This window comes from Natronosalvus amylolyticus (genome assembly GCF_024298845.1).
Lineage (GTDB): Archaea > Halobacteriota > Halobacteria > Halobacteriales > Natrialbaceae > Natronosalvus > Natronosalvus amylolyticus.
Genome location: NZ_CP101156.1, coordinates 1,541,345 through 1,567,682, shown reverse-complemented (window position 1 = coordinate 1,567,682; position 26,338 = coordinate 1,541,345). Strand labels below are relative to the sequence as shown.

The 26,338-nt window shown below is 61.7% G+C and carries 26 protein-coding genes and 1 tRNA gene; 8 read left to right on the top strand and 19 right to left on the bottom strand.

Translation table 11 applies throughout. The features are described from left to right. Positions 1-31 precede the first annotated feature (31 nt). Positions 32-3,148 (bottom strand): adenosylcobalamin-dependent ribonucleoside-diphosphate reductase, encoded by a 3,117-nt coding sequence (locus NLK60_RS07410; RefSeq protein ID WP_254810246.1) that lies wholly within the window; start codon positions 3,146-3,148, stop codon positions 32-34. A gap of 492 nt (positions 3,149-3,640) precedes the next feature. On the opposite strand from NLK60_RS07410, the gene NLK60_RS07405 reads away from it, so the two are divergent. After that, on the top strand, positions 3,641-3,814 hold the full coding sequence (locus NLK60_RS07405) for a DUF8029 family protein (RefSeq protein ID WP_254810245.1): 174 nt from the start codon (positions 3,641-3,643) through the stop codon (positions 3,812-3,814). Between the two features lie 70 nt (positions 3,815-3,884). On the opposite strand, the gene trpG is transcribed toward NLK60_RS07405, so the two are convergent. The 4 genes from trpG to trpD are packed head-to-tail and all read right to left on the bottom strand — an operon-like array spanning position 3,885 to position 7,999. Further along, positions 3,885-4,547 carry an anthranilate synthase component II gene (gene trpG / locus NLK60_RS07400; RefSeq protein WP_254810244.1) on the bottom strand — a complete coding sequence of 221 codons (663 nt, stop codon included), beginning with the start codon at positions 4,545-4,547 and terminating at the stop codon, positions 3,885-3,887. Then, the gene (trpE, locus tag NLK60_RS07395; RefSeq protein WP_254810243.1) at positions 4,544-6,286 is read right to left on the bottom strand and encodes an anthranilate synthase component I; all 1,743 of its coding nucleotides are present in this window, start codon (positions 6,284-6,286) and stop codon (positions 4,544-4,546) included. Before trpE ends, trpG begins: the two co-directional genes overlap by 4 nt. Before the next feature lie 19 nt (positions 6,287-6,305). Beyond that, a complete protein-coding gene (locus NLK60_RS07390; protein ID WP_254810242.1) occupies positions 6,306-6,986 on the bottom strand; it encodes a phosphoribosylanthranilate isomerase in 681 nt (226 codons plus the stop codon). After that, a complete protein-coding gene (trpD, locus tag NLK60_RS07385; RefSeq protein WP_254810241.1) occupies positions 6,983-7,999 on the bottom strand; it encodes an anthranilate phosphoribosyltransferase in 1,017 nt (338 codons plus the stop codon). The genes NLK60_RS07390 and trpD overlap by 4 nt, the downstream gene beginning before the upstream one ends. A 181-nt stretch (positions 8,000-8,180) precedes the next feature. Between trpD and NLK60_RS07380 the strand changes: the two genes are divergently transcribed. Continuing rightward, a tRNA-Val gene (locus NLK60_RS07380) sits at positions 8,181-8,255 on the top strand. 170 nt (positions 8,256-8,425) lie between these two features. On the opposite strand, the gene NLK60_RS07375 is transcribed toward NLK60_RS07380, so the two are convergent. The 4 genes from NLK60_RS07375 to NLK60_RS07360 form a co-directional block, all read right to left on the bottom strand. Next, positions 8,426-9,283, bottom strand: a complete 858-nt coding sequence (locus tag NLK60_RS07375) for a putative sodium/potassium/calcium exchanger (protein WP_254810240.1) — start codon at positions 9,281-9,283, stop codon at positions 8,426-8,428. A gap of 105 nt (positions 9,284-9,388) precedes the next feature. Further along, positions 9,389-10,192, bottom strand: coding sequence for a YihY/virulence factor BrkB family protein (locus NLK60_RS07370; RefSeq protein ID WP_254810445.1), 804 nt, complete (start codon positions 10,190-10,192; stop codon positions 9,389-9,391). A 78-nt stretch (positions 10,193-10,270) separates the two neighbouring features. Continuing rightward, positions 10,271-11,044, bottom strand: coding sequence for a CAP domain-containing protein (locus NLK60_RS07365; RefSeq protein WP_254810239.1), 774 nt, complete (start codon positions 11,042-11,044; stop codon positions 10,271-10,273). Between the two features lie 69 nt (positions 11,045-11,113). Next, complete coding sequence (locus NLK60_RS07360; RefSeq protein ID WP_254810238.1) at positions 11,114-11,437, bottom strand: lycopene cyclase domain-containing protein; 324 nt, start codon at positions 11,435-11,437, stop codon at positions 11,114-11,116. 191 nt (positions 11,438-11,628) lie between these two features. Here NLK60_RS07360 and NLK60_RS07355 point away from each other — a divergent pair, with 191 nt between their 5' ends. Further along, positions 11,629-12,786, top strand: a complete 1,158-nt coding sequence (locus NLK60_RS07355) for a CBS domain-containing protein (RefSeq protein ID WP_254810237.1) — start codon at positions 11,629-11,631, stop codon at positions 12,784-12,786. 84 nt (positions 12,787-12,870) lie between these two features. Here the strand turns inward: NLK60_RS07355 and radB are convergent, their stop codons facing one another. Next, positions 12,871-13,578, bottom strand: a complete 708-nt coding sequence (gene radB / locus NLK60_RS07350; protein ID WP_254810236.1) for a DNA repair and recombination protein RadB — start codon at positions 13,576-13,578, stop codon at positions 12,871-12,873. A 156-nt stretch (positions 13,579-13,734) separates the two neighbouring features. Between radB and NLK60_RS07345 the strand changes: the two genes are divergently transcribed. Continuing rightward, positions 13,735-14,526: a hypothetical protein gene (locus NLK60_RS07345; protein ID WP_254810235.1), complete on the top strand. Its 792-nt coding sequence runs from the start codon at positions 13,735-13,737 to the stop codon at positions 14,524-14,526. A 21-nt stretch (positions 14,527-14,547) separates the two neighbouring features. Here the strand turns inward: NLK60_RS07345 and NLK60_RS07340 are convergent, their stop codons facing one another. Beyond that, complete coding sequence (locus NLK60_RS07340; protein ID WP_254810234.1) at positions 14,548-15,192, bottom strand: ribulose-1-phosphate aldolase; 645 nt, start codon at positions 15,190-15,192, stop codon at positions 14,548-14,550. Then, the gene (locus NLK60_RS07335; protein ID WP_254810233.1) at positions 15,189-15,905 is read right to left on the bottom strand and encodes a ribulose-1,5-bisphosphate 5-phosphatase; all 717 of its coding nucleotides are present in this window, start codon (positions 15,903-15,905) and stop codon (positions 15,189-15,191) included. Before NLK60_RS07335 ends, NLK60_RS07340 begins: the two co-directional genes overlap by 4 nt. Before the next feature lie 133 nt (positions 15,906-16,038). Between NLK60_RS07335 and NLK60_RS07330 the strand changes: the two genes are divergently transcribed. Beyond that, on the top strand, positions 16,039-16,470 hold the full coding sequence (locus NLK60_RS07330) for an arsenate-mycothiol transferase ArsC (RefSeq protein ID WP_254810232.1): 432 nt from the start codon (positions 16,039-16,041) through the stop codon (positions 16,468-16,470). Here NLK60_RS07330 and NLK60_RS07325 read toward each other — a convergent pair. Beyond that, positions 16,452-16,856, bottom strand: a complete 405-nt coding sequence (locus NLK60_RS07325) for a winged helix-turn-helix transcriptional regulator (protein ID WP_254810231.1) — start codon at positions 16,854-16,856, stop codon at positions 16,452-16,454. The genes NLK60_RS07330 and NLK60_RS07325 overlap by 19 nt on opposite strands. Positions 16,857-16,926: 70 nt before the next feature. Next, the gene (locus NLK60_RS07320; RefSeq protein ID WP_254810230.1) at positions 16,927-17,637 is read right to left on the bottom strand and encodes a phosphoribosyltransferase family protein; all 711 of its coding nucleotides are present in this window, start codon (positions 17,635-17,637) and stop codon (positions 16,927-16,929) included. A gap of 121 nt (positions 17,638-17,758) precedes the next feature. On the opposite strand from NLK60_RS07320, the gene NLK60_RS07315 reads away from it, so the two are divergent. Further along, positions 17,759-18,439, top strand: coding sequence for a DUF6498-containing protein (locus NLK60_RS07315; RefSeq protein WP_254810229.1), 681 nt, complete (start codon positions 17,759-17,761; stop codon positions 18,437-18,439). A gap of 45 nt (positions 18,440-18,484) precedes the next feature. Here the strand turns inward: NLK60_RS07315 and thrS are convergent, their stop codons facing one another. Continuing rightward, the gene (gene thrS / locus NLK60_RS07310; protein ID WP_254810228.1) at positions 18,485-20,443 is read right to left on the bottom strand and encodes a threonine--tRNA ligase; all 1,959 of its coding nucleotides are present in this window, start codon (positions 20,441-20,443) and stop codon (positions 18,485-18,487) included. Between the two features lie 210 nt (positions 20,444-20,653). On the opposite strand from thrS, the gene NLK60_RS07305 reads away from it, so the two are divergent. Further along, a complete protein-coding gene (locus tag NLK60_RS07305) occupies positions 20,654-21,217 on the top strand; it encodes a thioredoxin family protein (RefSeq protein ID WP_254810227.1) in 564 nt (187 codons plus the stop codon). Positions 21,218-21,231: 14 nt separating this feature from the next. Here NLK60_RS07305 and NLK60_RS07300 read toward each other — a convergent pair whose 3' ends face one another. Next, positions 21,232-22,323: an NADH:flavin oxidoreductase/NADH oxidase gene (locus NLK60_RS07300; RefSeq protein ID WP_254810226.1), complete on the bottom strand. Its 1,092-nt coding sequence runs from the start codon at positions 22,321-22,323 to the stop codon at positions 21,232-21,234. A 212-nt stretch (positions 22,324-22,535) separates the two neighbouring features. Between NLK60_RS07300 and NLK60_RS07295 the strand changes: the two genes are divergently transcribed. Next, positions 22,536-23,372 (top strand): BtpA/SgcQ family protein, encoded by an 837-nt coding sequence (locus tag NLK60_RS07295; RefSeq protein WP_254810225.1) that lies wholly within the window; start codon positions 22,536-22,538, stop codon positions 23,370-23,372. A 732-nt stretch (positions 23,373-24,104) separates the two neighbouring features. On the opposite strand, the gene NLK60_RS07290 is transcribed toward NLK60_RS07295, so the two are convergent. The 3 genes from NLK60_RS07290 to NLK60_RS07280 all read right to left on the bottom strand — a co-directional run bounded on the left by NLK60_RS07290 (position 24,105) and on the right by NLK60_RS07280 (position 26,159). Continuing rightward, positions 24,105-25,070: an alpha/beta fold hydrolase gene (locus NLK60_RS07290; protein WP_254810224.1), complete on the bottom strand. Its 966-nt coding sequence runs from the start codon at positions 25,068-25,070 to the stop codon at positions 24,105-24,107. After that, complete coding sequence (locus tag NLK60_RS07285) at positions 25,071-25,499, bottom strand: hypothetical protein (RefSeq protein WP_254810223.1); 429 nt, start codon at positions 25,497-25,499, stop codon at positions 25,071-25,073. It lies immediately after the preceding gene. Between the two features lie 177 nt (positions 25,500-25,676). Beyond that, on the bottom strand, positions 25,677-26,159 hold the full coding sequence (locus tag NLK60_RS07280) for a dCTP deaminase/dUTPase family protein (protein ID WP_254810222.1): 483 nt from the start codon (positions 26,157-26,159) through the stop codon (positions 25,677-25,679). Positions 26,160-26,338: the final 179 nt, after the last annotated feature.

Below are 26,338 nucleotides of genomic sequence, written 5' to 3'. Positions count from 1 at the left end.
TGGTTATTAAGCGTTAGCGTCTAGCCGATGCCTAACACTCACTCCAGCCACAGGACTCACACGTCTTGCAGCCCTCCGAGAAGTAAAGCGAGAGCGAGCCACAGGAGGGACACTCGGGCGATTCCCCGGCGTCGATCAGGTCCTGGGTTGCGTCTTCGCGGTCGGCGGTTGCCGCGCCGCCGTCGGTCTCGTGGTCTTCGTACTCGATCGCCTCAGCACCGGCTTCGGCTTCCGGGTCGGCCGACTCCTCGAGCGTCTGCTGGTGTGGGTACGGTTTGTCGATCTCGTCGTCGAGGTAGCGTCGCATAGCTGTTCCAATCGCGTCTGGGATCGACTGAATCTGCTCGCCCTTGTCCCAGGCGACTTTCGGGGATCGGGTCCCACAGAGTTCGTCGACGACTTCATCGGGGTCGACTCCCGAGCGCAGCGACGTCGAGATGACTTTCGCCAGGGCCTCGGTAAAGGAGTTCGTGAAGCCGCCGGAGTGACCGATGTTCGCGAAGAGTTCGAACGGCTGGCCGGTTTCGGGGTCTTCGTTGATCGTGACGTAAACCTTGCCGTAGCCGGTGTCGATACGCTGGCTGACGCCGTGGAGTGCGTCAGGTCGCTCGCGTTTTTCGGCGAAGTCTATTGCCGGCTGTTTGACAGCCGTGTCGGTGAAACCGTCACTCTCGAGCACCTCGCGCACGTCGTCGTGCTCGAGGAACTGCTCGAGACCGCCGAAGATCTCGTCGATCTGTTCGATCAGGGCTTCCGCGGCTTCGGTCTCGTCGGCGAACTCGGTGTTGTCTGCTCGCGTTGTCAGTACCTGCTTGGTGCGGGTGCCGTCACGGTAGTAGGTGACGCCCTTCCCGCCGTTTTCGTACACCCACTCGAAGACGTCTTTGGCGTCCTCGAGCGTCGAGTCGTTCGGTGCGTTGACGGTTTTCGAGATGGCCGAATCGACACCTTTCTGACAGGCACACTGGACGGCTGCGTGGTCTTTCGCTGAGAGGTCTGCCGTGATGACGAACAGTTCGCCGATGGCGTCCGGGACGGTCTCGAGTCCCTCGACGCCGTTGAACTGGTTGGTCGCCATCTGCTCTTGGGCTTCGCGCTTTGCGGCCTCGACGTCGATGTCGTTTGCCTCGAGCGTGCGCAGGAAGTAGTCGTCGAACTCGACGAGCATCTCGTCGCCCTGGACGTCGTCGGTGACGTTCTTGTAGTAGGCGACGTTGTAAATCGGCTCACAGCCACCCGTGGTGTTGCCGACCATCGAGGTGGTTCCCGTTGGCGCGATAGTCGTTACGTTGTGGTTCCGGATGGGGAAGCCATCTTCCCAGTCGTCGGCAGATTCGCCGGTCTGGTGTTCGAACCACTCGCGGTACTCGGTTGGGTTCGCGTATTTCGACTCGTCCCAGTCGTTGAACGAGCCGCGCTCGGTCGCGAGTTCGTGACTCGTGGCCTTCGCGCCGTGGTTGATGTGGGTCATCAGCTGGCGGGCGACTTCGTTGCCTTCGTCACTGCCGTATTTGATGCCCAGCTGGATGTACAGCTGTGCCAGCCCCATGATACCCAGGCCGATTTTTCGCATGTCGCGAACTGTCTGTTCGATCTCCTCGACCGGGAAGTCGGACATGGTGACGACGTTCTCCAAAAAGCGGGTCCCGTACTCGATGCGCTCGTCGAACGCTTCGAAATCGATTGCCTCCTCGAGGAACGCGGCGACGGCTGCCTCGTGGCTATCGTACTCGTCTTCGTGTTCGGCCGACCAGACGCGCCAGTCGGGGGCGTCGAAGTCGGCGAGCGTCGAGAGGTTGATGTGACCGAGGTTGCAGGCTTCGTACTCCTCGAGCGGCTGCTCACCGCAGGGATTTGTCGCCAAAATGGTATGTTCGGGGTGTTCCTCGACGTCGAATGAGTGTTCTTTGTTGACTCGCTCGAGGTAGATGACCCCGGGTTCGCCGTTCTCGTGGGCACCTTCGACGATGCGCTCCCAGATGAGTTCAGCTGGAACCGAGAGTGGTTCGCCGACTTCGACGTACTCGTCGAGGTCGTAGCGGCCGTACATCTCCTTGGTCTCTTCGGTGGCGATGTGGGGTTCCTCCGTGCGCGGGTTGGTGAAGGTGTACTCCTCGCCGTTCTGGAGTGCTTCCATGAACGAATCGGTCACGCCAACGGAGATGTTAAAGTTCGACAGGTGGCCTTCGACGGCGTTCCGCAGGTGTTTTGGCACCTTGCCGTCGTCGTCGATCAGTTCGCGGGCTTCCTCGAGGGCCTCCGCGAAGGTGGTGTAGGTGTAATCGTCGGGGTCGTTCAGTCGGAGGGTGTGTGCCAGGGAGACGTCTTTGTTTTTCGCGTGGATGAACTCGATGACGTCCGGGTGGGAGACGCGCATGATTCCCATCTGGGCCCCGCGTCGAGTACCACCTTGGGCGATAGTTTCACACAGCTGGTCGTAGGTGCGCATGAAGGTGATGGGGCCGGAGGCGATACCGCCTGTCGAACCGACCGAGTCACCGAACGGCCGCAGTTGCCAGAAGCCGTAGCCGACGCCACCACCGCTCTGGAAGACCTCCGCGGCCTTCTTTGCGGTCTCGTGAATGTTGGCGAGATCGTCGTCTGGGCTCATGACGAAACACGCGGACAGCTGTTGAAGTTCGTCGCCGGCGTTCATCAGCGTCGGCGAGTTCGGCATGAAAGAGAGCGACGACATGCCCTCGATGAAGGTGTCTGCCACGTCGTCGACGTGTTCACGAACGGGTTCGGGAAGTTCGGGAACGACGGTGTCGTAGGCGAACTTATTGACGTTGTGTTCGGTCAGAACCGTCTCGACGTCATCGTCGACGGTCGTTCCGTCACCGAAGACTTCCGCGGCGAGTTCGTCCCGTCGCGGGTGGCCCGGCTTGAGTTGGTCGGGACTGACGGAGATTTCGAGATTCTGGTTGTCGGCTTCGTACACCGCTTCGGCGAGGGCGATGTTCTTGCCGATCCGCTCGAACAGTTCGTCCTGCGTTTCCGTGAGCTCGCCGTCTGCGTCCTTGCGAAGATAGCGTGCGGGGAGAATATTGTGATACGCGTTCGCCGTCATCCGCTCCTCGAGGGTCTCGCCCTCGGTGCGTTTGATCGGCAGTGTGATGTCGTCCGCAGTAAGCTCGGACCCGCTCATGCGCGCGACACCTCGACCGCACAGCGTCTTCGGCTGGCGATTTTCGAACCGAATCGAATGTTCCGTTCCATGAGTAGTGACGACGGTTTGGTATTCATCCAGAGGTATAAATCTATCTGACTTGTATTAACTTCACATTAGTTGTGTAGAAGTCACTCGCGAGTCGCGGGTGAGGGTGGGACGGCCGAAGTGGCCGTCTCCGCGGCTAACAGTGGCTACACACGCGATGGTCTTAATGATTTTCAGACCGGACTGAAAGTAGTCCCTCGGAGGATGGACCACCACGTTCCCGGTCGCAGTTATCGATTCCATCTCCATTATCGTTCCTACGGTATACGTACACTTGTGCGTGTCTCCGATCAGTCGCCTGTGACAAACAGTATCTGGTTGTCATCCGATACGAATCGCGCAGGCCACGCTCTCGAGACTCAGTGTTCGTTGATTGTCACGACATCCGGAACTATTAGGTAGGTTGAGTGCGCCAGACAAGCTATGTTGGATCCGATCACAGGTTCACCAATTCTGATGGCGCTTGCAGCACTGGCCCTCATCGCCGTCGTCATTACCGCAGTTAGATTCGCTATCAAAATCGCCATCCGCGTCGGATTGATCGCCGCGGTGGTTCTCGCCGGCATTTACACAGTCGGTTACCTCGGCATTATTTAACGACGGCCAGTAGTCGATTTCTGCGTCGATCTCGATCACGCGACGACGCGTGGCAGCGATACTTAGCCCGCTACTGACAGTTCTCGAGGAAATTTTCGATGACGTCGTGTCCGACAGCGGTGAGTACGCTTTCGGGGTGGAACTGGACGCACTCGAGCGGGTACTCCGCGTGTCGGACGCCCATAACGAGCGTTTCGCCGTCTGTTTGGTCATCGCTCTCGCTTTCTGCGCTCCCGCTGTCGTGGCGTGCCGTCGCCGTCACCTCGAGGCAGTCGGGGACCTCGGTGGCAACCAGTGAGTGGTACCGTCCCGCCTGAAATCCTTGCTCGAGGCCGGTGAACACGCCCCGACCGTCGTGATCGATGGGCGAGGCCTTGCCGTGGATCGGAGACGGGGCGCGTCCGACGGCGCCACCGAAGGCGTAGACGGCGGCCTCCAGGCCCAGACACACCCCCAGCGTCGGGATCGTGGGCGAGAGCTCGGAGAGGACGTCCATAGTGACGCCAACGTCGCGTGCGTTTTTGGGGTGGCCGGGGCCAGGGCTGATAATGATTGCGTCGGGGTCAACCTCACGAACTGCCTCGAGGTCGGCCGTGTTTTTCAACACCGTCGTCTCGGCGTGTTCGCTGACGTACTCGACCAGATTGTACGTAAACGAGTCGAAGTTGTCGATAAAGAGAACGTGCGGTCGGCGCTCTTCGATGGTCGATGACCCCGTGGTAGCTTCGCTCATCGTTCGCCCTCCGTGTGTTCGGGTGCGTCAGGCACGTGCTCGGTCGTTTCGATTCGCTCGAGTGCGTCCAACACGCCGCCCATCTTCTGTTCGGTCTCCTCGTACTCTGCAGTCGGGTCACTGTCGGCGACGAGGCCGGCACCCGCGCGAACGGTGATGAGTTGCTCGTCGGCTCCGCAGGGAACGCCTGGCGACGCGCCGTCTTCGACCGTAGCGGTTCTGATGACGATGGCGAAATCGGCGTCGCCGGTCCAGGAGTAGTAGCCGACGCCGCCACCGTACAACCCACGTGGTTCCTCCTCGAGCGCGTCGATAATCTCCATCGCTCGGACTTTCGGCGCACCCGATAGCGTGCCAGCAGGGAACGCTGCGCGAGTGGCGTCGAAAGCGTCACACGACGGTTCAGTGCCAGTCCGTTCATCGTTACCTTCGCCGGTTCGCAACCGCCCGGTCACCGTCGACTCGATGTGCTGGACGTGACTGTATTTGAGCACGTTCATGAACTCGTCGACGCGAACCGAACCGGGTTCGGCCACCCGGCGGACGTCATTTCGGGCCAGGTCGACCAGCATGGTATGCTCGGCCCGCTCTTTCCCGTCGGCGAGCATCTCGCCGGCCAGTCGGCGGTCTTCGACGGGGCTCGAACCACGCTTGCAGGTGCCGGCAATTGGGTTGGACATGATCTTCTGGCCCCGAACGGAGATGAGCGTCTCAGGGCTGGCTCCGACGACGGTCAGGTCGTCGTGCTCGAGGAGATACATATACGGGGATGGATTGACTGCCCGAAGCGACTCGTAGAAGCCCAGCGGGTCGACCTCGCCGGCTATCTCGCGTCGCCTGGAGATGACGCCCTGATAGATGTCGCCGTCGAGAACGTGTTCTTTGGCGCGCCGAACGGCGTCTTCGTATGCTGGCTGTGGGCCTGCAGTCTCGCCGTGTCGGACGAACCCCCCTGTCTCGAGCGGGGCTGCTGACTCGAGCGTTTCGCAGACTGCTGTTGTTTCGGCCAGCAATTCGTCGTAGACCTCGTCGGGGTCGTCGTTCGCGCCGACGATGGGCGTGAAGACGAGCGACAGCGAGTCGTCGTTGTCGTCGAAGACGAGCGTTTTGGTCGTCAGAACGAACTGGGCGTCGGGGAACCGTGAGTCGGGGCGTTCGAGGCCGACCTCCTCGAGCCAGAGGTCGTAGACCGCGTCGTAGGCGAGAAATCCGACGAGGCCGCCCTCGAGGTGCTGGCGTTCGCGCTCGGGTACGTTTTCGAGGCGCACATCGGGGAGTGCCTCACGAAGGACGTCGAGCGTGTCGACGTCGTCACTCACGTCGAGGACGTCGATCGGTACCGAGTCGGCAAACGTCTCGACGGTCGTGCCGTCGGGGTCGACGGTGACGACGGCTTCGGGATCGTAGCCGACGTAGGAAAACCGGGCGTGGCGGTCCGTACTGCTCGAGTTGGGGCGGAACGCGCCATCGGGGTCGCTCGAGGCGGTTTTGCCGGCGCTCTCGAGTAAAAACGCGTACGGTGAGCGCTCGGCCGTTTCGACGTCGGTTCGTCCCGTCAGTGCGGCATAGGCGCTCAGCGGCGTCGTCGCAACGTCGAGGGTTGCTTCGACCCGAATAACGGCCGGACGGTGCTGTCGGTCGGTTTCGTCGGCGTACGCGCGGAACTGCTCTCGCTCGAGGTCGAGCGCAGGGGTCGAAGCGGATGCCGACGCGGTGGGTGGTGAGAGGTGATCTGTCATGTCTGTGGTTCGAAATGGTTCAGGATTCTATCACACGTCGGTCGTCGACCGACGAGTCGATCCCTTTGCTGGCGTGGTGTGCGCTGGTGACGAACCGGCTTAGTGCCTCGTGGTCCTTCCGGCCCGGTTCGGTTTCGATGCCGCTCGAGACGTCGACGGCGAACGGATCGACGGTTCGAATCGCCTCGGCGACGTTTTCGGGCGTCAGTCCCCCAGCGAGCAAGACGGGTGACTCGAGGTCGGCGATAGCCCTTTGTGTCTGTTCCCAGTCGTGGGTTTCGCCGGTCCCGCCGGCCCCGGATTCGTCGACGGAGTCGACGACCAGGGCGTCGGCTATGTCGTCGTAAACCCCAGCGGTCGCGATGTCGTCGGCGTCGACGGCGAGGAACACGTCTGTGTTCGATTTAGCGCGAAGATAGGCGAGGTCGCCGGGACGCATTCCGCCGTGAACCTGAATAGCGTCGGGCTCGACCGTCTCCACGAGCTCGATCGCTCGTTCCGGTCCTGAGGGCATCGTCACGAGTACCGTCGTCACCAGCGGCGGCGCTGCGGCCACGAGTTCGGCCGCCCGTTCGACGGTGACCTCCCGTGGGGTATCCACAGTCACGTCACAGATGATACCGATGGCATCTGCGCCCGCGTCGACGGCCGCCGCGAGGTCCTCCTGCCGGGTTATACCACAGAGTTTCACCCGGGTCATCGGCTCACCGCGTCGGTCGTATCTGCACAGAGGCGCTCGAGGGTCGCACTCGCACTGCCCGAGCTGATCGCTTCGAGCGCCATCTCGGCTCCCGACTCGAGGGAGGTAGCTTCACCGGCCACGTAGAGTGCGGCCCCGGCGTTCGCCAGGATGACGTCGCGTTTTGGTCCCTCGAGGTCGCCCTCGACGATACCGCGCATGTCGGCGGCGTTCTCGACGGGACTGCCACCGGCGATCGCGTCGATGGAGGCTCGCTCGAGGCCGAGGTCACCAGGCTCGAGGGTATAGGTTTCGACCGCGTCGCCGTCGACTTCGGCGACCTGTGTTTCGCCGTGGATCGCGATTTCGTCGGTGCCGTCACCGTGGACGACGAGGGCGCGGTCGACGTCCATTCGGGCGAGTGCACGCGCGAGAACTGGAACCAGTTCCGGGTCGTAGACGCCGACGACCTGGGCGTCGGCACTCGCGGGGTTCGTCAGCGGTCCGAGGACGTTGAAAATCGTTCGCATACCGAGTTCCTTTCGGGGGCCGATGACGGCTTTCATCGCGGGGTGGAACACGGGCGCGAGCATGAAGCCGATGCCGTCGGTTTCGATTGCCTGCTCGACGGCCGGGGGCTCGGCATCGACGGTGACGCCGACCTCTTCGAGGACGTCCGCGCTCCCCGAAGACGACGAGACGGAGTAGTTTCCGTGTTTGGCGATGGGGACACCAGCGCCGGCGGCGACGATGGCACTCGTCGTCGAGACGTTGATCGTGTCGTAGTCGTCGCCACCGGTCCCGCAGGTGTCGACCAGCGGCGCACGGTCCGGGTCGATCGTGCGGGCGGCGTCGCGCATGCCTTCCGCGAAGCCGGCGATCTCCGCTTCCGTTTCACCCTTCGCTCGTAATGCGGCGAGGAGCGCACCGATCTGGGCCGGTGTGGCTTCCTCGAAGATGGCGCTCGAGGCCGCTCGAGCCGCCTCTTGTGTGAGATCGTTGCCGTCAGTGACGTGTTCGACGTAGGATTGCATAGAGGACACCAATGTACGATTCTGTCTTGTAATGTTCAAACAAGTACATCGACTTAAGCGTGTCGGAGCCATGCGACGGACGAGGTGGCTGTGGTGGTCACTCGCGTACAGCATCCGATTCGAAACCTTCAATTAGGGTGGCGGGCAACGATTGGTTGCAGCGCGAAAGCACGCACGAACCGGGTTGGTGGTCTAGTCTGGTTATGACACCTCCTTGACATGGAGGAGGCCGGCAGTTCAAATCTGCCCCAACCCACTATTTTTGCGCCGAACAATTCTGTGAGGCGAAAATCCGTTACGTTGGGTAGATTTAAATTAGACGAGTCGAGCGCAGCGTAGCGAGCATGTCTCGACGTAGTTCAAATCTGCCCCAACTCAGTCAGGCGGTTTCTCGAGCGATAGCGAAAAACGAGTTGCCAACGACCGTTATCGGCCGAACAGGCCACGAATCTTGTCGACGATACCGCCCGTCTCCTCGTCTGCAGTTTCCTCCGTGTCGGTGTCGTCATCCGGTTTCGGGCCTGTCGATGCGAGCGGGCCATCCGTACTTCCTGTCGCGTCAGCGTCCGTTTCGGCTGTCGATGCCGAGGCCGACGTGGTCGCCTCGAGGTCGTCGAGCGAGAGGTCGATTTCGTCGATTTCCGGTGTTTTCTCCCGCCCGTCACCCGCCTCGGCGGCCCGGACGTCTGCGCCGGTCACTGCACCGCTCTCGATGCGCTCCGTGAGGTCGGCGTCGATGGTCGGCTCGGCTTCCTCGTCGCCGGCATCCGTTTCGTGATCGGTACCCGGCGCTGGTTCCGTATCAGCCCGTTGCCCGTCGACAGGAGAGTCGGTTTCGTCGTCGGACTCGTCCTCGAGCGAATCGTCGGCCACTGTGTCCGTCCCAGGATCAGTTTCTTCGCTCGAGCCGTCACCTGTCGTGGTCTCGGCGGCCTGAGACTCGGTTCTGTCAGCGTCACCGGCGTCATCCGGTTCGTTCTCTGGATTGGAGGGGGTGTCTTCCACCTCGCTTGAAGCATCCACCTCGTCCAGCGATGATTCGATGTCGCTACTCGAGCGGGTGACGCGCGCGGACCCCTGCGGTTTGCTATCCGGCTTCGTCTCGTTCAGCGACGAGAGGATATCGTCGACGCTGGTCTTCGAAACGACGCGTTTTGGGCCACCACCGGGCCTGTCATGTTTGCGTTCGTCTATGTCCTCTCTCTCGCTCTCGTCGGTAGGTTCCCCCGAGGTCTCGTCGGCCGAGTCGGCCACCCCCTCCCTTGCGGACTCGTCGTCGCTCATTGCATCGGTCTGGCGCACGAATGATAATAAGGTTTCTCCGTCCGGTACCCACTCGAGTTTTTCACTCTCCGATGATTCGTGGACGTCTCGAGGGGCCAACGACCCCTATCCACCTGCGAGGTCTGGTCTCGAGAGGACGACGTTAATCACGGCACCCAGTAACAGCAAGATGCCGGCGAAGTAGAGCCAGGTGACGAACAGGATTATCGCACCGAGGACGCCGTAGGCCTGGTACTGGCCGGCGTTTGCGGCGTACACCTGAAAGCCGAACTGGAGGACGACCCAGCCGGTGGCGGTGAACACGACACCGGGGAGGATTTCCGACGGTGTCACGTCGACCGGGGGGAGCACATAGTAGATCGGCGTAAAAACGAGGACGAGACCGACCAGCAGTCCGAGCCAACTCAGGAGTCTCCCGAACGGAACGCGTCCGGCCAGAAAACCGATGATGATCCCGAGTAAGATCATCAACAGGAGTGCGAGAATCCCGGCCAGAAGGACGGTAATTCCATCGCGAATTTGCGTCGCAAGCGAATCTTTCCCGGCCGACCCGTACACCTGGTCGAACGCGAGACTGAGTCCACGCACGACCTTCAGCGCACCCCACGTCGAGACGACGAGTGCGACCACTGTCGCCTGCGTTCGTCCAGCCTCGGTCGTCAACGCCTCGAGCAGGATGTCTTCGCCCGCCTGTGGAAGGAAGTCTCCGGCGAGGACGACGAGTCGCTCGGCGAGTTGTTGACCGCCGATGAGCGAGCCGAGCGCAAGCGCGAGAATCACCATCGGAATCAGGGAGACGAACGCGTAGTACGCAAAACTCGCCGCTAAAAACGAGATTTCGCGGTCTTTGGCCGTTCGAGCGATCGCTGTCCCGACTTCGCGGACCTCCTGTGCCGACGGTGTCGACATACTCACGTCATACTCGTGGACTCGACACTGTAAGAGTATTCAAAGCATGAACAACAAATAACCGTCCCTACAATCGGTTCACCGGAGCGTACAGAAGTTATGCGTCGCGAACACTCGCCCCTCGTCGGAAATGTATATGCCGACACCACCACGGTCCCAGCCGTCGACATCCTCCTCGAGGATGGCTGCGCGATGGTCGGGGGAGTTCATCCACTGGTCGACGATACCGCCGGCGAGTTCCTCGGCAGTCTGGTGTTCGACGGTCTCGCCGTCTGAGGCCCGTTCGACGGGCTGTCCGACGCTCGTTTCGGCGATGTTCTCACCGTACACCTGACAGTAGTCGGCGACGGCCTGGAAGCGCTCGTGTGGCGACTCGCCGTCGGTATTGATGTGGCTGAACTCGCCCGTCTCGTACATGTCCCAGCTGTGTGCGCGTGAGACCGACGCGACGGTGCCGTCCCAGTCCAGCGGCTCGAGGCCGTGTTCGGCACGCTTCTCGTTGGCGATATCGTGGATGTGATCTTCGACCGCATCGGAGGAGACGACCGCTTCATCAGTCTGGTAGGTCGTTTCACCAGGGTCGCCGGGGTCCGTGAGCTCGGGGTTGCGGTCGCCAGCGTCGGGGATCTGTGCGTCGTCACCAGTACCGGTGACGTCCTCCGCGGTCGCCAGGGCCTGCGGGCCGACGAGCGCACCAGCGAGCACCAGCGCGCTGAGAACGCCGATGGCGACGAAGAGTTTGCCAACCTCGAGTGCACCCCTCTCGGTCGCTGTCTCTGTATCTCGACTGCTCGAACCGCTGTGTGAACCACGGTCACGTACTCCGTTCGAACGGCCACCAGTCCGTTTCATACCCCTACTGGTAGCGTGTCTTTCATAAGTCAGTCGGCTTCCCGTGAGTGTTCGACGTGTCGAGACGTCTCATCTCCCGTCCTGGGGCTGGTCGTCGTCCGCGTGAATGTTTTCGTGAAAACCGATGACGAGGCCAGGAACAACGGCCATAAAGAGATGTTCCTCGAGCGGGATGCCTCCGATTTCGATTCCGGTTCGAAGCGGAATGTCGAAGACGCCAACCTCGAGGGTATACCAGTCCCAGAAGTAGGCGATGGGATACAGCGCGAGGATGGTGACGGCCGCCCGTCTGAGCGCGCCGGCGCGGCGCAACAACAGGAAGGCGATTGTTCCCCAGAAAACTTCGGTCAGGAGGTAGGTGTATCGTCCGAAAACGCTAATGTCTCGAGCCATATCCAACACAGGAAACGATCACCTATAGCTACTGGGGCAAACCACGTTGTCGGAGTCGTGTTGCCGTGTCCGCTCGAGCACACAAGATACCGGCAATCCGTTCGAGCGTACAAAAGCCACACGGTCATTCTAGGGGCGAAGCGGTTGGCGGTATCTTAAATAGTTCCGCGAGAGTAATGGAGAGTGAAACGATGAATATCGCTGATATCGCCACGACGGAGTACATCGAAGTCGATGTTGGAACGCGAATGGGGAAGGTTCGTTCGATGTTTGAGAACGGCAATCCCAAGGGACTGATCGTCATCGATGACGGCTCGTACGCTGGCGTCATCAGCGAACGAGAGGTCCTCCAGTCACACGTCGAGGACGACGCCAAGGTCGCGGCCCTGATCAAACCGAGCCGTAACAACCCATCACCCAAAGTCGACCGACACGAAGACGTCCGCGAGGTCGCACGCGTGCTCGTCGAGGGCAATACCAAAGTCGCGCCCGTTTTCGAACACGACGAACTCTGGGGCGTCATCACGGACAACGACCTGCTGCGGGCCGTCCTCGACAATCTCGACGCGCTGACGGTAACCGACCTCTACACTGAAGAACCCGTCCGACTCGAGGAAGGTGACGGAGTGGGCAAGGCCATCAATCACCTCCGCGAGCACGGTATTTCGCGACTGCCGGTCGTCAACGAAAACGGTTACCTGACCGGTGTCGTCACCACCCACGACATCGCCGACTTCGTCATCCGACAGAACGAACGGATGACCACCGGCGACCGCGTCGGCGACAACGACCGGATGCTCGACGTCCCAATCTACGATATCATGAACAGTCCGGTCGTCACGACGACGCCCGACGCGACGGCCAAAGAGGCGGTCGAAACGATGCTCGAGCACGACTACGCCGGCCTTGTCGTTACCCCGGCAGACGACGACCGCGTGATTCAGGGTGTCGTCACGAAAACGGACGTCCTCCGCGCGTTGACGTTCACCGAAGAAGAGCACATGGATGTCCAGATTACGAACATCTCGTTGATGGACACTATCAGCCGGGAATCGATCACCCAGAGCATCGAGCAGGTCGCGGACAAGTACGCCGATATGCAGGTTCAGCACGCACACGTGCGCTTCCACGAGCACAAAGAGAAACTGCGCGGAACTCCGCTCATCCAGTGTCAGATTCGCCTGCGTACCAACAAATCACAGGTCGCCGGGTCCGGTGAGGGCTACGGCGCGGAGAACGCTTTCCGCGTCGCGCTGGACAAACTCGAGCGCAACGTCCTCGAGTTGAAAGGCGTCAGAAGCGACGAGGAGTACCGCGGTCAGTTGCTCCGCAAACTGAACGAACTGTAGCCAGCTTCATTATTTGGCGGCTCGAGTCGCCTTCGGTCGTGGCATCGTCCTTTTGGCTCGTTCTTTCGGAGGGAAAACCGCCGTTCAACCGTTCAGTCGCGCGGGTTCGTCGGCCCCCTCGAGGCCGTCGCCCGTGATGCGGAACGTCGCGGAGTCACCGGCGGCTTTCGAGCGGTGTTTGGTCAGCGTCGCACGGCGGTTGCCGCCGCGGAACCGGTCGAGACGGACGACGACGCCGGTCCAGTGTTCGAGGGTATTGCCGCCGAGCGGACGGGTGCGGTCGCTGTCAGGGTCGGCGAACACCTGGTTCGTGATGACCACGGCGAGGTCGTGTTTGCGCGCGAGCGAGAGCAGGTGTGTGATCTGATTGGCGACCTGGCGGAGGGCGTCCCCTGCCTCGCCGTCGTCGCCACGCTCGAGACGATAAAAGCCGGTGGCGCTGTCCAGGACGATCAGGTCGGCCCGTTCGGCGAAATCGGCCGCGTCGCGGACGGCTTCGGCCTGTTCGCCGAAGTCGTAGGCGTCTTCGATGACGATGTTCGAGGCGACCGCTTCCACGTCGTCGGTTCTGGCTCGTAACAGCTGTTCGAACCGGTCGACGGAGACGCCCTCGGTGTCGATGTAGACGGCGGTACCCCCGTTCGCGGCTGTCTCGACGGCCGCAGAGAGCGCGATATTCGTCTTTCCCGACGCTGGCGGCCCGTACACCTGGGTGACGGCCCCGCGTTCGAATCCACCCTCGAGCAGCGAATCGACTGGTCCACAGCCGGTCGGGATAGCCTCGTCGTTCACGGTCGACCTTTCCCGGCGGTGATAAAAAAGGCCCCGAAAACGGGCTGTGACGCTGGTTCGCATGACTCGAGTGTGGAACCTCGAGGCGGAAAGAATACCGCTCAACGAATGCCTGAGGGCGAACACACTTTATTCCGTGGAACGCCAAAGACGAGTGTGATCGTCGTCGCCACAGCCGATTTCGAAGTGTACCACGGGGTCGTCAACGAACTTCGCGACCGGGGAGCGACGTTTACGACCGTCGAACCGGACGACGACCTCCCGGAGTCGACGACGGTGATCGTCACCGGGGCCGAACACGCCGAATCGTTCGCGGACGAAGGGGTGTCAGTGATCGTCGCTGACCCCGACGCGATTCGGGCGGCCGTCGACGAAGCGCTGGCGACCGTTCGAGGTGGTGGCGGCCGCACGATTATCGGGGTTGACCCCGGTCGAAACCCCGGCATCGCCGTACTGGCGGGCGAGACCGTCGTCGCCGCCTTTCAGGTGCCGATTGGCGACGCCGTCGAGGTGATCCATCGGGAAGTTCGCGAGGGCAACCCGGTCGACCCGGTGGTTCGCGTGGGCGACGGCTCTCGAATCGAGGGAGCAAAACTCGTCTCCGACCTCGAGGACGTCCGCGTCGAACTGGTCGACGAGACGGGGACGACGCCGTACCTGGGCACCGGTGCGCGTGGCATGGGTGACGTGCTGGCTGCAGTCAACATTGCCCGCCTCGAGGGCGAACCCGTCGAAACACGAGAAATCGAACCGACAGCGGGTGAGCTACAGGTAATCAAAGACCGCTCGCGCGAGTACAGCGAGACCAACCGGGCCATCGACGAAGCGCTGGCCCGGCGGGTTGCCAGCGGTGAGTTGACGGTGCCCGAAGCGCTCGAACTCCATCACAACGGCAACGAGGAGAACCGAAACAACGACGCGGAGAAGCAAAACGAAGACGCTGAGTAGCGAACGTCTTTCGGTCGATAGCTACGTTGAGTCGTCCTGACCGTACGATTCGAACTTCGTGAGCACCGTCTCGAGCTGGCCGTCGGTGAGCGTCTGTGGCTCGAGACCGGCCGCGCGTGCTTCCAGGTAGAGGCGGGCCAAACTCTCGACGTGAACAGTGTTCTCGAGGGCGGTCTCGAGGTCGGGGCCGGTGACCACGAGGCCGTGGTTTTCGATGAACGCCGCGGTCGTGTCGGCTCGCTCCATCGCGTCGACGATGTTCGCGGCGAGGTCGTCGGTGCCGTAGGGGGCGTACTCGGCGACGGGAACGGATTTGCCGACCGCGACGATCATGTAATGAATCGGTGGCAACGGTTCGTTGGCGATGGCCAGCGTCGTCGACCACGGGGAGTGGGTGTGGACGATTGCGCCAACGGGGTCGCGCCGGTAGATGGCAGCGTGCATCGGCACCTCGCTGCTCGGAAGCATGTTTCCGTCGCGGTGTTCGCCATCGACGCCGACGACGGGTACGTCGGGCACGTCGAAGGAGTCGTAGGCGACGCCCGTGGGCGTAATCGCGAACACATCGCCTTCACGGACGCTGAGGTTGCCGGTTCGACCGGGGGTGAGCGTCGCGAGCTCACTCGCCCGGTCGACGACCTGTCGGCGCTCGGACTCGAGCATCATCGTACCAGATCAGTTAGCTCGCCGAAGGCTTGTAGGTGGTGGTCCGGAGTTTCGTGCGGGGATAGCGCGTCCACATCGGGGTCGTCACCTGCACAGTACAGCACCGACTCGAGGCCTATCGCGTTCGCACCGACGATATCGGCCGGGACGGAATCGCCGACGACCATCGCTCTGGAGGGCGGGCACTCGAGACGAGCGAGCGGCAGCGTGAACATGACCGAGGCGGGCTTTTCCTGCCCGGCTTCCTCGGAGGTGAGGACGAGGTCGAACGCGTCCTCGAGCCCCAGCGCCGTGAGTTTTCGAAGCTGGATTCGCGTCGTCAGATTGGTGATGATCGCGAGCGAGATGCCGTCGTTTCGAAGCGTTTCGAGCGTCGCCAAAACGTCCGACTCGAGGGACATTGCCTCGAGGTAGCCGTCCCAGTAGGCGTCGGCGAGTGCGAGCGCGTCTTCGGGCTGGGGCTCGCCGGTTTCCGCCTCGAGCGCGTATTTGAAGTACAGCAGTCGGTGATGAGAGGCTGCGGTACCAGCGACGTCGCGCTTGGCCCCGTGACGGCCACGTTGATAGAACGCTTCGAAGGTATCAGGGTCTGCGGCGAATTCGTAGCCTCCCTCGCTCGCAGTCGCTCGTGCGGCGGCTTTGCCAGCCTCGTTACAGGGTCCGTACGGATAGAGCGTGTCGTCGAGGTCGAACAGGACGGCGTCGACGGTCATAGGTGACGATGACTGGCGAGTCACAAACCGGTATCGGTCGCTGTACCGACGATGGGCCGTCTCTCCATGTCAATAGAACACACAACTGCCCTCATACCAAGCCTTAGGACACCTCGAGTCCTTCTCACGTCAAATGACTCGTATCGGACTCGTGTGCGTCCAGAACGCCGGTCGCAGCCAGATGGCCACAGCCTACGCCCAAGCCGAACGGGAGGCGCGAGGGCTCGAATCGCAGGTCGAAATCATCACTGGTGGGACCCATCCAGCCGACTCCGTTCACGATATCGTCGTCGAGGCGATGGCCGAAGTGGGATTCGACCTCTCTACTCGAACACCAAAGCCTGTCACCGACGCGGAACTCGAGGCCTGTGACGTCGTCGCTACGATGGGGTGTTCGACGCTCGAACTCGGTGCCGAGACCGACGTGCGTGACTGGGACCTCGAGGACCCACACGGGAAGGATCTCGAGACGGTCCACGAAATTCGCGAGGAGATCAGCGAGCGGGTTCGCGCCCTGTTCGACGACCTGGAGGCCGAGTTCGTCGATCAGGCGTCGTCGCCGTAGCGACTCTCCCACAGTCGGAGGTAGGTGAAAAGCGGGGCCAGCGCTGTGGCGGCTTCGGTCGGCCGGTACTCGACGCGCGGGGGCATCTCGTCGTATGACTCGCGCTCGAGCAAGCCGGCCTCGGTAAACTCGGAGAGTCTGGCCGAGAGCGTACTCGGGGCCGCGCCGATTTCTTCCTCGAGTTCGGAGAACCGTCGAGAGTCAGGCGTCGTGGCGACCGCCCGCAACACGGCCAGTGCGTGTCGACGCTCGAGCAGTTCGAGCAGGTCGGGAGACTCTTCGGTCTCGAGGTCGGAATCGACTTTGTCGGCCGCTTCGAGGGCGTCTTCGGAGGGTGCTTCGAGCAGTGCTTCCAGTGCGTCGGACACTGAATTTGGTTGTGCCATACGGCTTACTACGCTCTCGAGAGCCAAATACTTCGCGCTCCATAGTCCGTTCTACAGCGCGACGACGCGGTCACACTGAAGTCAGTGAGCCAACCGGGGCGTCGGTTCGCGCTCGCGCTCGTTCGATGCCATCGGTTCCGGCGGCAATCAGGGCGAAGACGCCTGCGGTTTCGGCGTCAGCGGTGTCGACGATGTCGAGGAGGAGTTCTTGCGTTTCGCCGGAGCGAATCAGGTCGTCGACGACGAGGACGCTGTCGCCCTCGTCGATGGCCGAGGCGGGCAGGTAGTAGGTGAGTTCGATGCCGGACTCGAGGCGTTCGCGGGCTTCGACGAACGTTTCGACGGCGGTCTCTTTGCGCTTTTTGGCGTAGGCACAGCGGGTCCCGTAGTAACTCGCGAGTGCGGACGCGAGGGTGATGCCGTCGGTCGCGGCTGTGAGGACGACGTCGGGACGACCGAAGTCGAACGCGTCCGCGACCACGGGGGCGACGAGGTCGAGAAACGGCTGATCGAAGACGGCACCGGAGTTGTCGACGTAGCCGTCCTCGTCGACCCGAATGCGAGCCTCGAGTTCGGTGACGAGTGCTTCCCGACCGACGTCCTCAACGACGGTTCGGGCGCGTTCGGTGCCGGGGAGGACGTGGCCGTTGACGTACCGGTTGAGGTCGCCGGCGGGGAGGCCGGTTCGCTCGGCGAGTTCGTCGTACGTGCGAGTTTCTTTGAGCATACACAGCACGTCGACGGCCCTCAGCTGGAGTGCGGCTTTTTCGGCGCGGTTCATACCTCGCCTGTCACGACTGTGTAAGTATGAACATATCGATGCGGATACAGCCGAGAATATCCACGGACGTGGTTATCGTCGAATCGGAACGTAATTCACGCCGCGTTGGGTAATAACAGGTGTGAGTGATGGTGAAGAAAACACTGATGGTCCTCCACGGCACGTTCAGCTAGCCTTTTTCGGCCTCATCGTCGTGAATATCTTTCCGCTCGTCGGCGTGTTCGTCGCCGGGTGGAGTGTCGGCGCACTCCTCTTGCTCTACTGGTTCGAGACCGCTATCGTCGGTCTGACGACGGCCGTACAGATGCGATTTGCCGGTGGGCCACTCGAGGATGCTGATACCACCCAATCGGCAGCGGTGATCGACGCCTCGAGCCGTCGGCGCTCGCGAAATCGACGTGAAGCCGGCGGCTTTCTCCTTCAACACTTTGGCTTCTGGGTCGCCCACGGTCTGGTGCTCTGGCTGTTTTTCCTGGTTCCCGAGTGGACAGCCGTGACCGCTTCCCTCGAGTCGTGGTTCTGGCTCGCACTCGGGGCATTCACGCTCAATTATCTGTTCACGACCGGCCACGAGTACGTCTTCCTCGGGGCGTATCGAACGGCTGTCCCCGATGACGTTATCGGGTACGCCTATCGTCGCCTCTGGTTCATGCACCTGGTCGTGACGCTTGGCGTCGTGTTCGTCGTCCTGTTGCACTCGACGCTCCCAGGATTGATCGTGCTGGTACTGTTAAAACTCGGTGCCGACCTCCGGGAGTTCGTCATCGAACATCGACCCGAACGGCGGCCACAGCCAGCCTGATACGGTTTACTCGGCTAGCAGACCGACTACTGGCCCGAGGCAGGCTTACTCGGCCAGGAAATCCGGCTCCGGTCGTTTCTCGTCGCGTTCGGCCTCGAGGTGGGCTTTGAACGCCTCGATTTCGACGTCGTACTCCTGGTCCTCGAAGCGGTCGCGAACCGAGATGTTGCCGGCTTCTTCTTCGTTGTCGCCGACGATGATCTGGTAGGGGACCCGGTCGTCGTGAGCGGCCCGAATCTTGCGCTCGAGGGTGCTGTCGCGGCCGTCGACCTCGACGCGGAACTCGTCGAACTCGTTTTTCACGCGGTGTGCGTAGCCCAGGTTCGCGTCGGAGATGGGGAGAACCCGAACCTGTTCGGGGGCGAGCCAGAACGGGAAGTTGCCCTCGTAGTGCTCGATGAGCATCATGAAGAACCGCTCGTAGCTGCCATAGAGCGCGCGGTGGATCATCACGGGTTTGTGCGTGTCGTTGTCCTCGCCGACGTAATCGAGGTCGAAGCGCTCGGGCATGTTGAAATCCAGTTGGACCGTTGGCCCGTCCCAGCTTCGCCCGATGGCGTCTTTGAATGCGTAGTCGATTTTGGGGCCGTAGAAAGCCCCGTCGCCAGCCTCAAGATCGTAATCGACGTTGCGTTTCTCGAGGACGGACTCGAGTTGGGATTCGGCCTTCTCCCAGATTTCGTCGCTGCCGACGCTCTTGTCGGGGCGGGTCGCCAGCGCAACCTCGTACTCGAGGTCGAACGTCGAGAGCACCGTGTCGATGCTGTCCATGATGGCCTCGACCTCGCGTTCGATCTGGTCGGGGCGGACGAACAGGTGCCCGTCGTCGATGGTGAACGACCAGACTCGTGAGAGCCCCGAGAGTTCGCCGCGCTGTTCCTTGCGGTAGACCTTCCCGTTTTCTGCGTAGCGAACTGGCAGGTCGCGGTAACTCCAGGAGTGGTCCTGGAAGATGGCGGCGTGACCGGGACAGTTCATCGGCTTCAGGCCGAACTCGTCGTCGCCGACGTCGAAGATGAACATGTCGTCCTGGTAGTTCTCGTAGTGTCCCGAGCGGTGCCAGAGTTCGGTCTTGAACACGTGGGGCGTCTCGACGTAGTCGTAGCCCGAATCCTCGTTCAGGTCCTCGACGAAGCGCTCGAGTTCCCGGAGAATCGTTTTTCCGGGCGGGTGATACAGCGGAAGTCCCGGCCCCGTCACGTCCTGGATGGAGAACAGGTCCATCTCCGACCCGATTTTGCGGTGGTCGCGCTCTTTGGCTTCCTCGCGGCGCTCGAGGTAGGCCTCGAGGTCGCCCTCCTCGGCGAAGGCAGTCCCGTAGATCCGGGTCTGCATCGGGTTCTCCTCGTCGCCGCGCCAGTACGCGCCGGCGATCTCGAGCAGTTTGACGACGCCAACCTCGCCCGTCGATGCGACGTGGGGGCCCGCACAGAGGTCTTCCCACTCGCCCTGGCTGTAGAAGGTGACCTGCTCGCCCTCCGCAGCGAGTTCTTCGAGCAACTCGAGTTTGTACGGTTCGTCGGCCAGTCGATCTTCGGCTTCTTCGATCGACACCTCCTCGCGCTCGATGTCGTAATCGGCCTCGATGATGGCCTCAATTTCGTCCTCGAGCGCGTCGAAGTCGCTCTCTTCGACGTCCAGGTCGTCGAAGTCGTAATAAAAGCCTTCATCGGTCGGCGGGCCGATGGCGAGTTTGACGTCGTCGAAGTGGCGCTCGACGGCCTGGGCGAGACAGTGGGCCGCCGAGTGACGGAGTACCTCGCGGTACTCGTCTGACTGGTCGGTGACGATTTCGAGGCGCACGCCGTCGTAGACCGGGGCCTCCTTGGCGACGAGTTCGCCGTCGAGTTTGCCGGCGACGGTGTCGCGGCCGAGACCGGGGCCAATCTCGTAGGCGCAGTCTTCGACCGTGGCGTCGGCGGGGACCTCGAGTTCGGAGCCATCCGGGAGGATGACCGTAATCGGTGACTGTTCAGCGTCGGATTGGGATTCGGATTCTGACATGGTGGCTGTGTGATGACTGTCCGGAGACAGCAATAGCTCGTTGGTGATTCGGAACAGCAGGAAGTAGGTGAGGTTTAAAAGCGGGCGGGCGGCCCTGTAAAGTAGACACCTACCATCGTGTCTCGAGGTAGTCTCAGGTAGAATAAAAACGTTGTGATGGTGTGTTCCGAGAACACGACGTTTAAGCCCAGTCGCACGGAAGCCGCCAACATGGCACTGAAAGAGTCCGAGTCCGAACTCGAGGCCGGCGACCCTGCACCGAGTTTCGAACTCGAGGGCGCAGACGGAGAGACGTACACGCTCGAGTCGTTCGAGGATAACGAGGCCCTGCTGGTCGTCTTCACCTGCAACCACTGCCCGTACGCGAAGGCGAAGTTCGATCCGCTCAACGAACTGGCCGCGGAGTACGAGGACGTCGCCGTCGTCGGTATCAACTCCAACGACGCCGAGGAGTACCCCGAGGACTCCTTCGAGAACATGCAGGAACTCGTCGAGGACGGCACCATCGCCTACGACGCTTACCTGTACGACCACACTCAGGCCGTCGCCACGGCCTACGGAGCGGTCTGTACTCCGGACCCGTTCCTGTTCGAGAACGACGGTGAGGAGTTCCGACTGGTGTATCAGGGCCGCCTCGACGACGCGCTGAATCCCGACGACGAACCGACGCGATTCCACATTCGCGAAGCTATCGACGCCGTCCTCGCCGGCGAAGACGTCGACCTCGAGTGGCAGCCCTCACAGGGTTGTTCGATCAAGTGGAAAGACGAGTGACCGGGAACTGATTCTCACTTCCCGACCGCACGACGGTACTGCACCGGCCACTCGGGGCCCTCGAGGCCGAGGTCGTCGGCCCAGCGAAGCGGGAAGTACGGATCGCGAAGGAACTCTCGAGCGATTAGCACGAGGTCGGCCCGGTCGTTGCGGACGAGGGCGTCGGCCTGTTCGGGCTGGGTGATACCGCCGACGGCACCGACGGCGACTTCGTTGCCGACGGCGTCGCCGATTCCCTCCGCGAGGGGCACCTGGTAGTTCGGCCCCGAGGGGCCTTCCTGGTCGGGGTGAATCCCGCCGGAACTGACGTCGATCAGGTCGACGCCGAGTTCGACGAGGTCGCTGGCGAGGCGTTTCGACCCCTCGAGGTCCCAGGACTCGCGGTCGGGGAGCCAGTCAGTCCCGGAAATCCGGACGAACACGGGTTTATCGTCGGGCCAGACCTCCCGCACGGCTGCTGTTATTTCACGGACGATGCGGGTTCGGTTCTCGAAACTCCCGCCGTAGTCGTCCTCCCGGCGATTCGTGACCGGCGAGAGAAACTGGTGCAACAGGTAGCCGTGGGCGGCGTGCACCTCTGCGACGTCGAACCCGGCCTCGAGCGAGCGCTCGGCACTCGAGCGGAACGACTCGATGACGGACTCGATATCAGCCGCCGTCGCCCGACGCATGGACTCGGGTTCGTGCTCGAAGGGGTACGCTTCGGGCGAGGGCGAGAGCACTTCCCAGCCGCCTTCGGATTCCGGCACGGGGAGACTCCCCTCCCAGGGCTGGTTCTTGCTCGCCTTGTGGCCCGCATGGGCGAGTTGAATCGCCGGGACCGAACCCTGGTCTTTCACGAACGCCGTGATCGGCTCGAGCGCCCGGACGTGTTCGTCACTCCAGATGCCGAGGTCGTGGGTCGAGATGCGCCCGCGGGGTTCGACGGCCGTGGCCTCGGCCATCACGAGGCCCGCCCCGCCCACGGCACGGCTTCCGAGGTGAACGCGGTGCCACTCGCGAGCCAGCCCGTCCGTCGGCGAGGAGTACTGGCACATCGGCGAGACAGCGATGCGGTTTGGAATCTCGAGGTCACGAAGCTGCAGCGAGGAGAACAGATCGGTCATTGACCACCGTTGCGTCTCGAGGGGGAAAACCGACGCGACAGCCGAGGTGTTTGCCGGAACTCGAGCGCTCCACTATAAAAACAATAGTAAATACTATAATTCTTGTATAATATACTACATTATTGGTTCCAAAAACTACATTATCGATATCAATCCGAAAACTCGCCTCTCGAGACCAACAGGATAATCGCCTCGCTCGAGCAACTGTCGCTATGGCCTGGAATCTACAGGAGACGTTCGAGACAGACCGCCCGATTCTCGGGATGATTCACCTGCCTGCACTGCCCGGTGCCCCCGGCTACGACGGGAGCCGCGAAGCGATTCGAACCCGAGTCCTCGAGGACGCGGCGGCGCTCGAGGCTGGCGGCGTGGACGGTATCGTGGTCGAGAACTTCGGTGATTCGCCGTTCTATCCCGATTCGGTCCCGACACACACGGTCGCGGAAATGAGTGCCATCGCGACGACGTTGACCAGCGCGGTCGACGTTCCGGTGGGCATCAACGTCCTCAGAAACGACGCCGAAGCCGCGCTCTCAGTCGCCGCGGCGGCCGGCGCGTCGTTTATCAGGGTGAACGTGCACGTCGGGGCCGCCGCAACCGACCAGGGCGTCCTCGAGGGACAGGCTCACGAGACGCTCCGGCTTCGCGACCGACTCGAGGCCGACGTGGGTATTCTGGCGGACGTACACGTCAAACACGCGACGCCAGTTGGCGACGCGAGTCTCGAGCGGACGGCGCTCGAGACCGCCGAACGCGGGCGAGCGGACGGCCTCATCGTCTCCGGGAGCGGGACCGGCCAAGAAACCGGGCTCGAGGATGTCGAACGAGTTGCGTCGGCCCTCGAGGGTCTCGAACGAGACGTCCCCGTCTTCGTCGGAAGCGGAGTCACCGCTGAGACGGTAGACGACTGCCTCGCGGCCGGGGCGAGCGGCGCGATCGTCGGCACCGCTCTCAAAGTCGATGGGGAAACCACGAACCGGGTCTCGAGCGAGCGCGTGAAATCCGTGTGTGAGGCGGCGCGGGCGGCCGCCGGAGAGACGGGCGCCTAACGAGTACCACAGTCAGGTTTGCCAGGCCAGTGAAAAGCTGGTTTCCGACCGAATCCAGGCGTCGTCGTTTTCGGGGTCATAAATCGTGGTCGAACCGTCTTCGGTTTTTTGTGCAACAGGGCGCGTTTTCATGGACGCAATATCCTGAACCAGCGAGGCTGCTGACTTAAGGCTTGGCGTGTTATTGAGTCTCCTTTATACGTCGATCTCAAATACCATCAGATAATCTGAGTTTATCGGTGGTCTCCCGGTACAGTTGAAAAATGATATATGTCTCATTCCTGCAGTAGAGTAGTGTATGACCGAGACACGAAAGCGCCGGCTTGGAGTTGCGGCTGGGCTGCTCAGTATCGCAATCTCGCTTGCCCTCATCGTAAACGGACTTTTATAACCCGAGAACGGCAGCGATACGCTCCGGTGACGTGTCTCGAGTCTCGACAGCGTGTCATTGTATCGTCCACAACGATCAGTACAGCTGCGAATAGAACACTAGGAATTGTTGAGCATCCGCGAACGAAGTGAGCGGTTCACCGCCGGAGCGGGGTGAAACCCCGCGACGGCGGCCTTTTGGCATCAACGGGTTTTACCGGGGTTCGACCGGGTGAGCAAAGCGAACGAGGGAGGACCCCGGTAAAAGAGGTTGCTGTACTGATCGTTTTCAACGTCCAAACCTCTCTTCTCATAATACAATACTCTCGAGGAAAAATACGCTCGAGGGCTAAAGCTGCCGTCTCAGTCCGCTGGTTTCTCGCGGGCTGGTGCTGGTGGGTGTAGTTCGATACCCACATCATCTGGCGTCATCACGTCCGGGAGGTCCTCGTCCCGTTCGCCGGTGACGTCCGCCAGAATCTCCGTAATGTAGGCGTTGAACAGTTCGGGATGTTCGCTCATCGGGAAGTGGCCGATTTCGGCCATTTCGACGGCGACTGCGCCTTCACCGATACCCTCTGCCGTCTGTCGACCATCTTCGGGGGTCGTCAGGTAATCGTACTCGCCGTTGACGATATAGAGCGGACACTCCTGGGCGTTGACCTGGTCGAGTTTGTCCCGGTAATCGTGATCGACGGAGTAGTAGTACAGGTCGCCTTTGAACACCCCCGTCGCCCCCTGCTCGTAGAGATACATCGTCTCCCGTCGGGCCTGTTCGGGGCTCTGCGGTGCCATCAGCCCCCAGCAGGCGTAGGCGTTTACCTCCGTGGTGTTCACTTCCGGGTGGTCCAGCCAGTCGATGTAGAAGCCGGGACTGTGCGCTCCGCACTCGAGACCGATCAGTGCACGGAATCGGTCCGGATACCAGTCTGCCAGCTCGAGACAGATGTTTCCGCCCATGCTCGAGCCCATGTAGATGGGGTCCTCGAGGTCCATCGCGTCGGCGATACCGACGAGGGTTTCGGTGAACCGCTTTGCGGTCATGGTGTAGTCTTCGGTCCACCACTGCTGTGTCGTCGGTGGCACGGATTTGCCGTGGAACGGCAGGTCGTGAGCGATGATGCGAAAGTCTTCGGTCAGATTCTCGTCGGTCAGAAGGTGTCGCCACTCCTGACAGTTGTTCCCCGCGGTGTGCTGACAGAGCAGCGGGATGCCGTCTTCGGGACCGTTCTCTTCGACGTACACGCGGTGGTTGACGCCCTCGATTTCGACGTGGACGTATTTGCCCGTAATCGGTTCGACGTCGCCGTGTTGGTGTGTCCCCGTCATCTATGAGCCTCCGTTGTTGTGTGCCACGCGCATCAGATCCAGCGTTCGCTGGAACGCACGTAGGTTCTGGAAGATACGCTTGTTGTCGCCGGTCAACTGGAGGTGCCCGTCCTCGTTGCGAACCGCACTGCGATAGTGCGAGGCGATGATCTCGTGATTGAACGCGGGAGGTGTCTCCTGGACGAACTCTTCCCAGGCTTCGCGGTCACCTTCGACGCCGAACGACCACTGGTGGTTCATCGTCGGGTTCGGCGTGATGTCGCTGATCTGTCCGCCGTCCATTCTGATGAGGACTCGCTCGTCACCGATGTCGATGTAGAAGTTTTCGTCGAACTTGTCGTGCCCTCGCACTTGCATCTCGTCGTCGTCGTTCACCGTCTCCTTGAACGATTCCCACCATTCGTGGGTGGCAAAGCTGGTTTCGGTCACTGTATCACCGGGACAATCTCCACCAAACTCGTATATGAAGCTGACACACGTTCGCGTTATATGTCGCCCACACCACGCCAGAAATCAGTGCCGAGTAAATCGAATATTACCGCAACTAAAGTGACGTTGCAACAATCGTTCGGTGTGAGTACTGGGGACGGTAGCCACGTCGTACGGTTACTGCTCGGTTGCGTCGACGGCCGTGGCATCGCTCTCGTCGTCGGTAGCGACCGTCGATAGCAACGTCGAAACCCGCGCGTTTTCTTTGAGTCTGAGGCCACCGGCGGGAACCGACAGCGGCAACAACGGCAGGTGAGAGACCACGTGGACGGTCGGGTGGGTGCCACCGCGGGCCAGCAACTCGTTTCGGGGCTGGACCACGAGCGGGCCGTCCGCCCCGGTCAGGAACTCGTTGTACTGGACGACGTACTGGCCGCCCTGGAGATCCCACCACTCGTACTCGTCGTCCGGATTTCGCGGCTCGGTTTCCACGGGCTCGAGGTCTGCGTCCTCGAGTTCGTCGCCGCCGAAATCCAGTCGGCCGGGACCGGCGACCTCGTAGATGGCGCTGACCGTCAGGTCGACGCCGTGGTCGTGGACTTGCGTCGGTTCGTACACCAGGTTATCGACGTAGGGAAGGACGTCGTTTTCGACGGACATGCTGGTCGAAGATGGTGCCGGGAGGGCAAAAAGCGTGGTGTCTCGAGTGGCGTGCTATCCGGAGGCGACTGCAAGAACTGAGACGGGTTACTGTATTCGCTTCCCGGTGATTGCCGATCCGGTATGGGCAACCCCGGGAAAAAGTGACAGTAGACCGTATGAGCGGACCTCTCGTATAG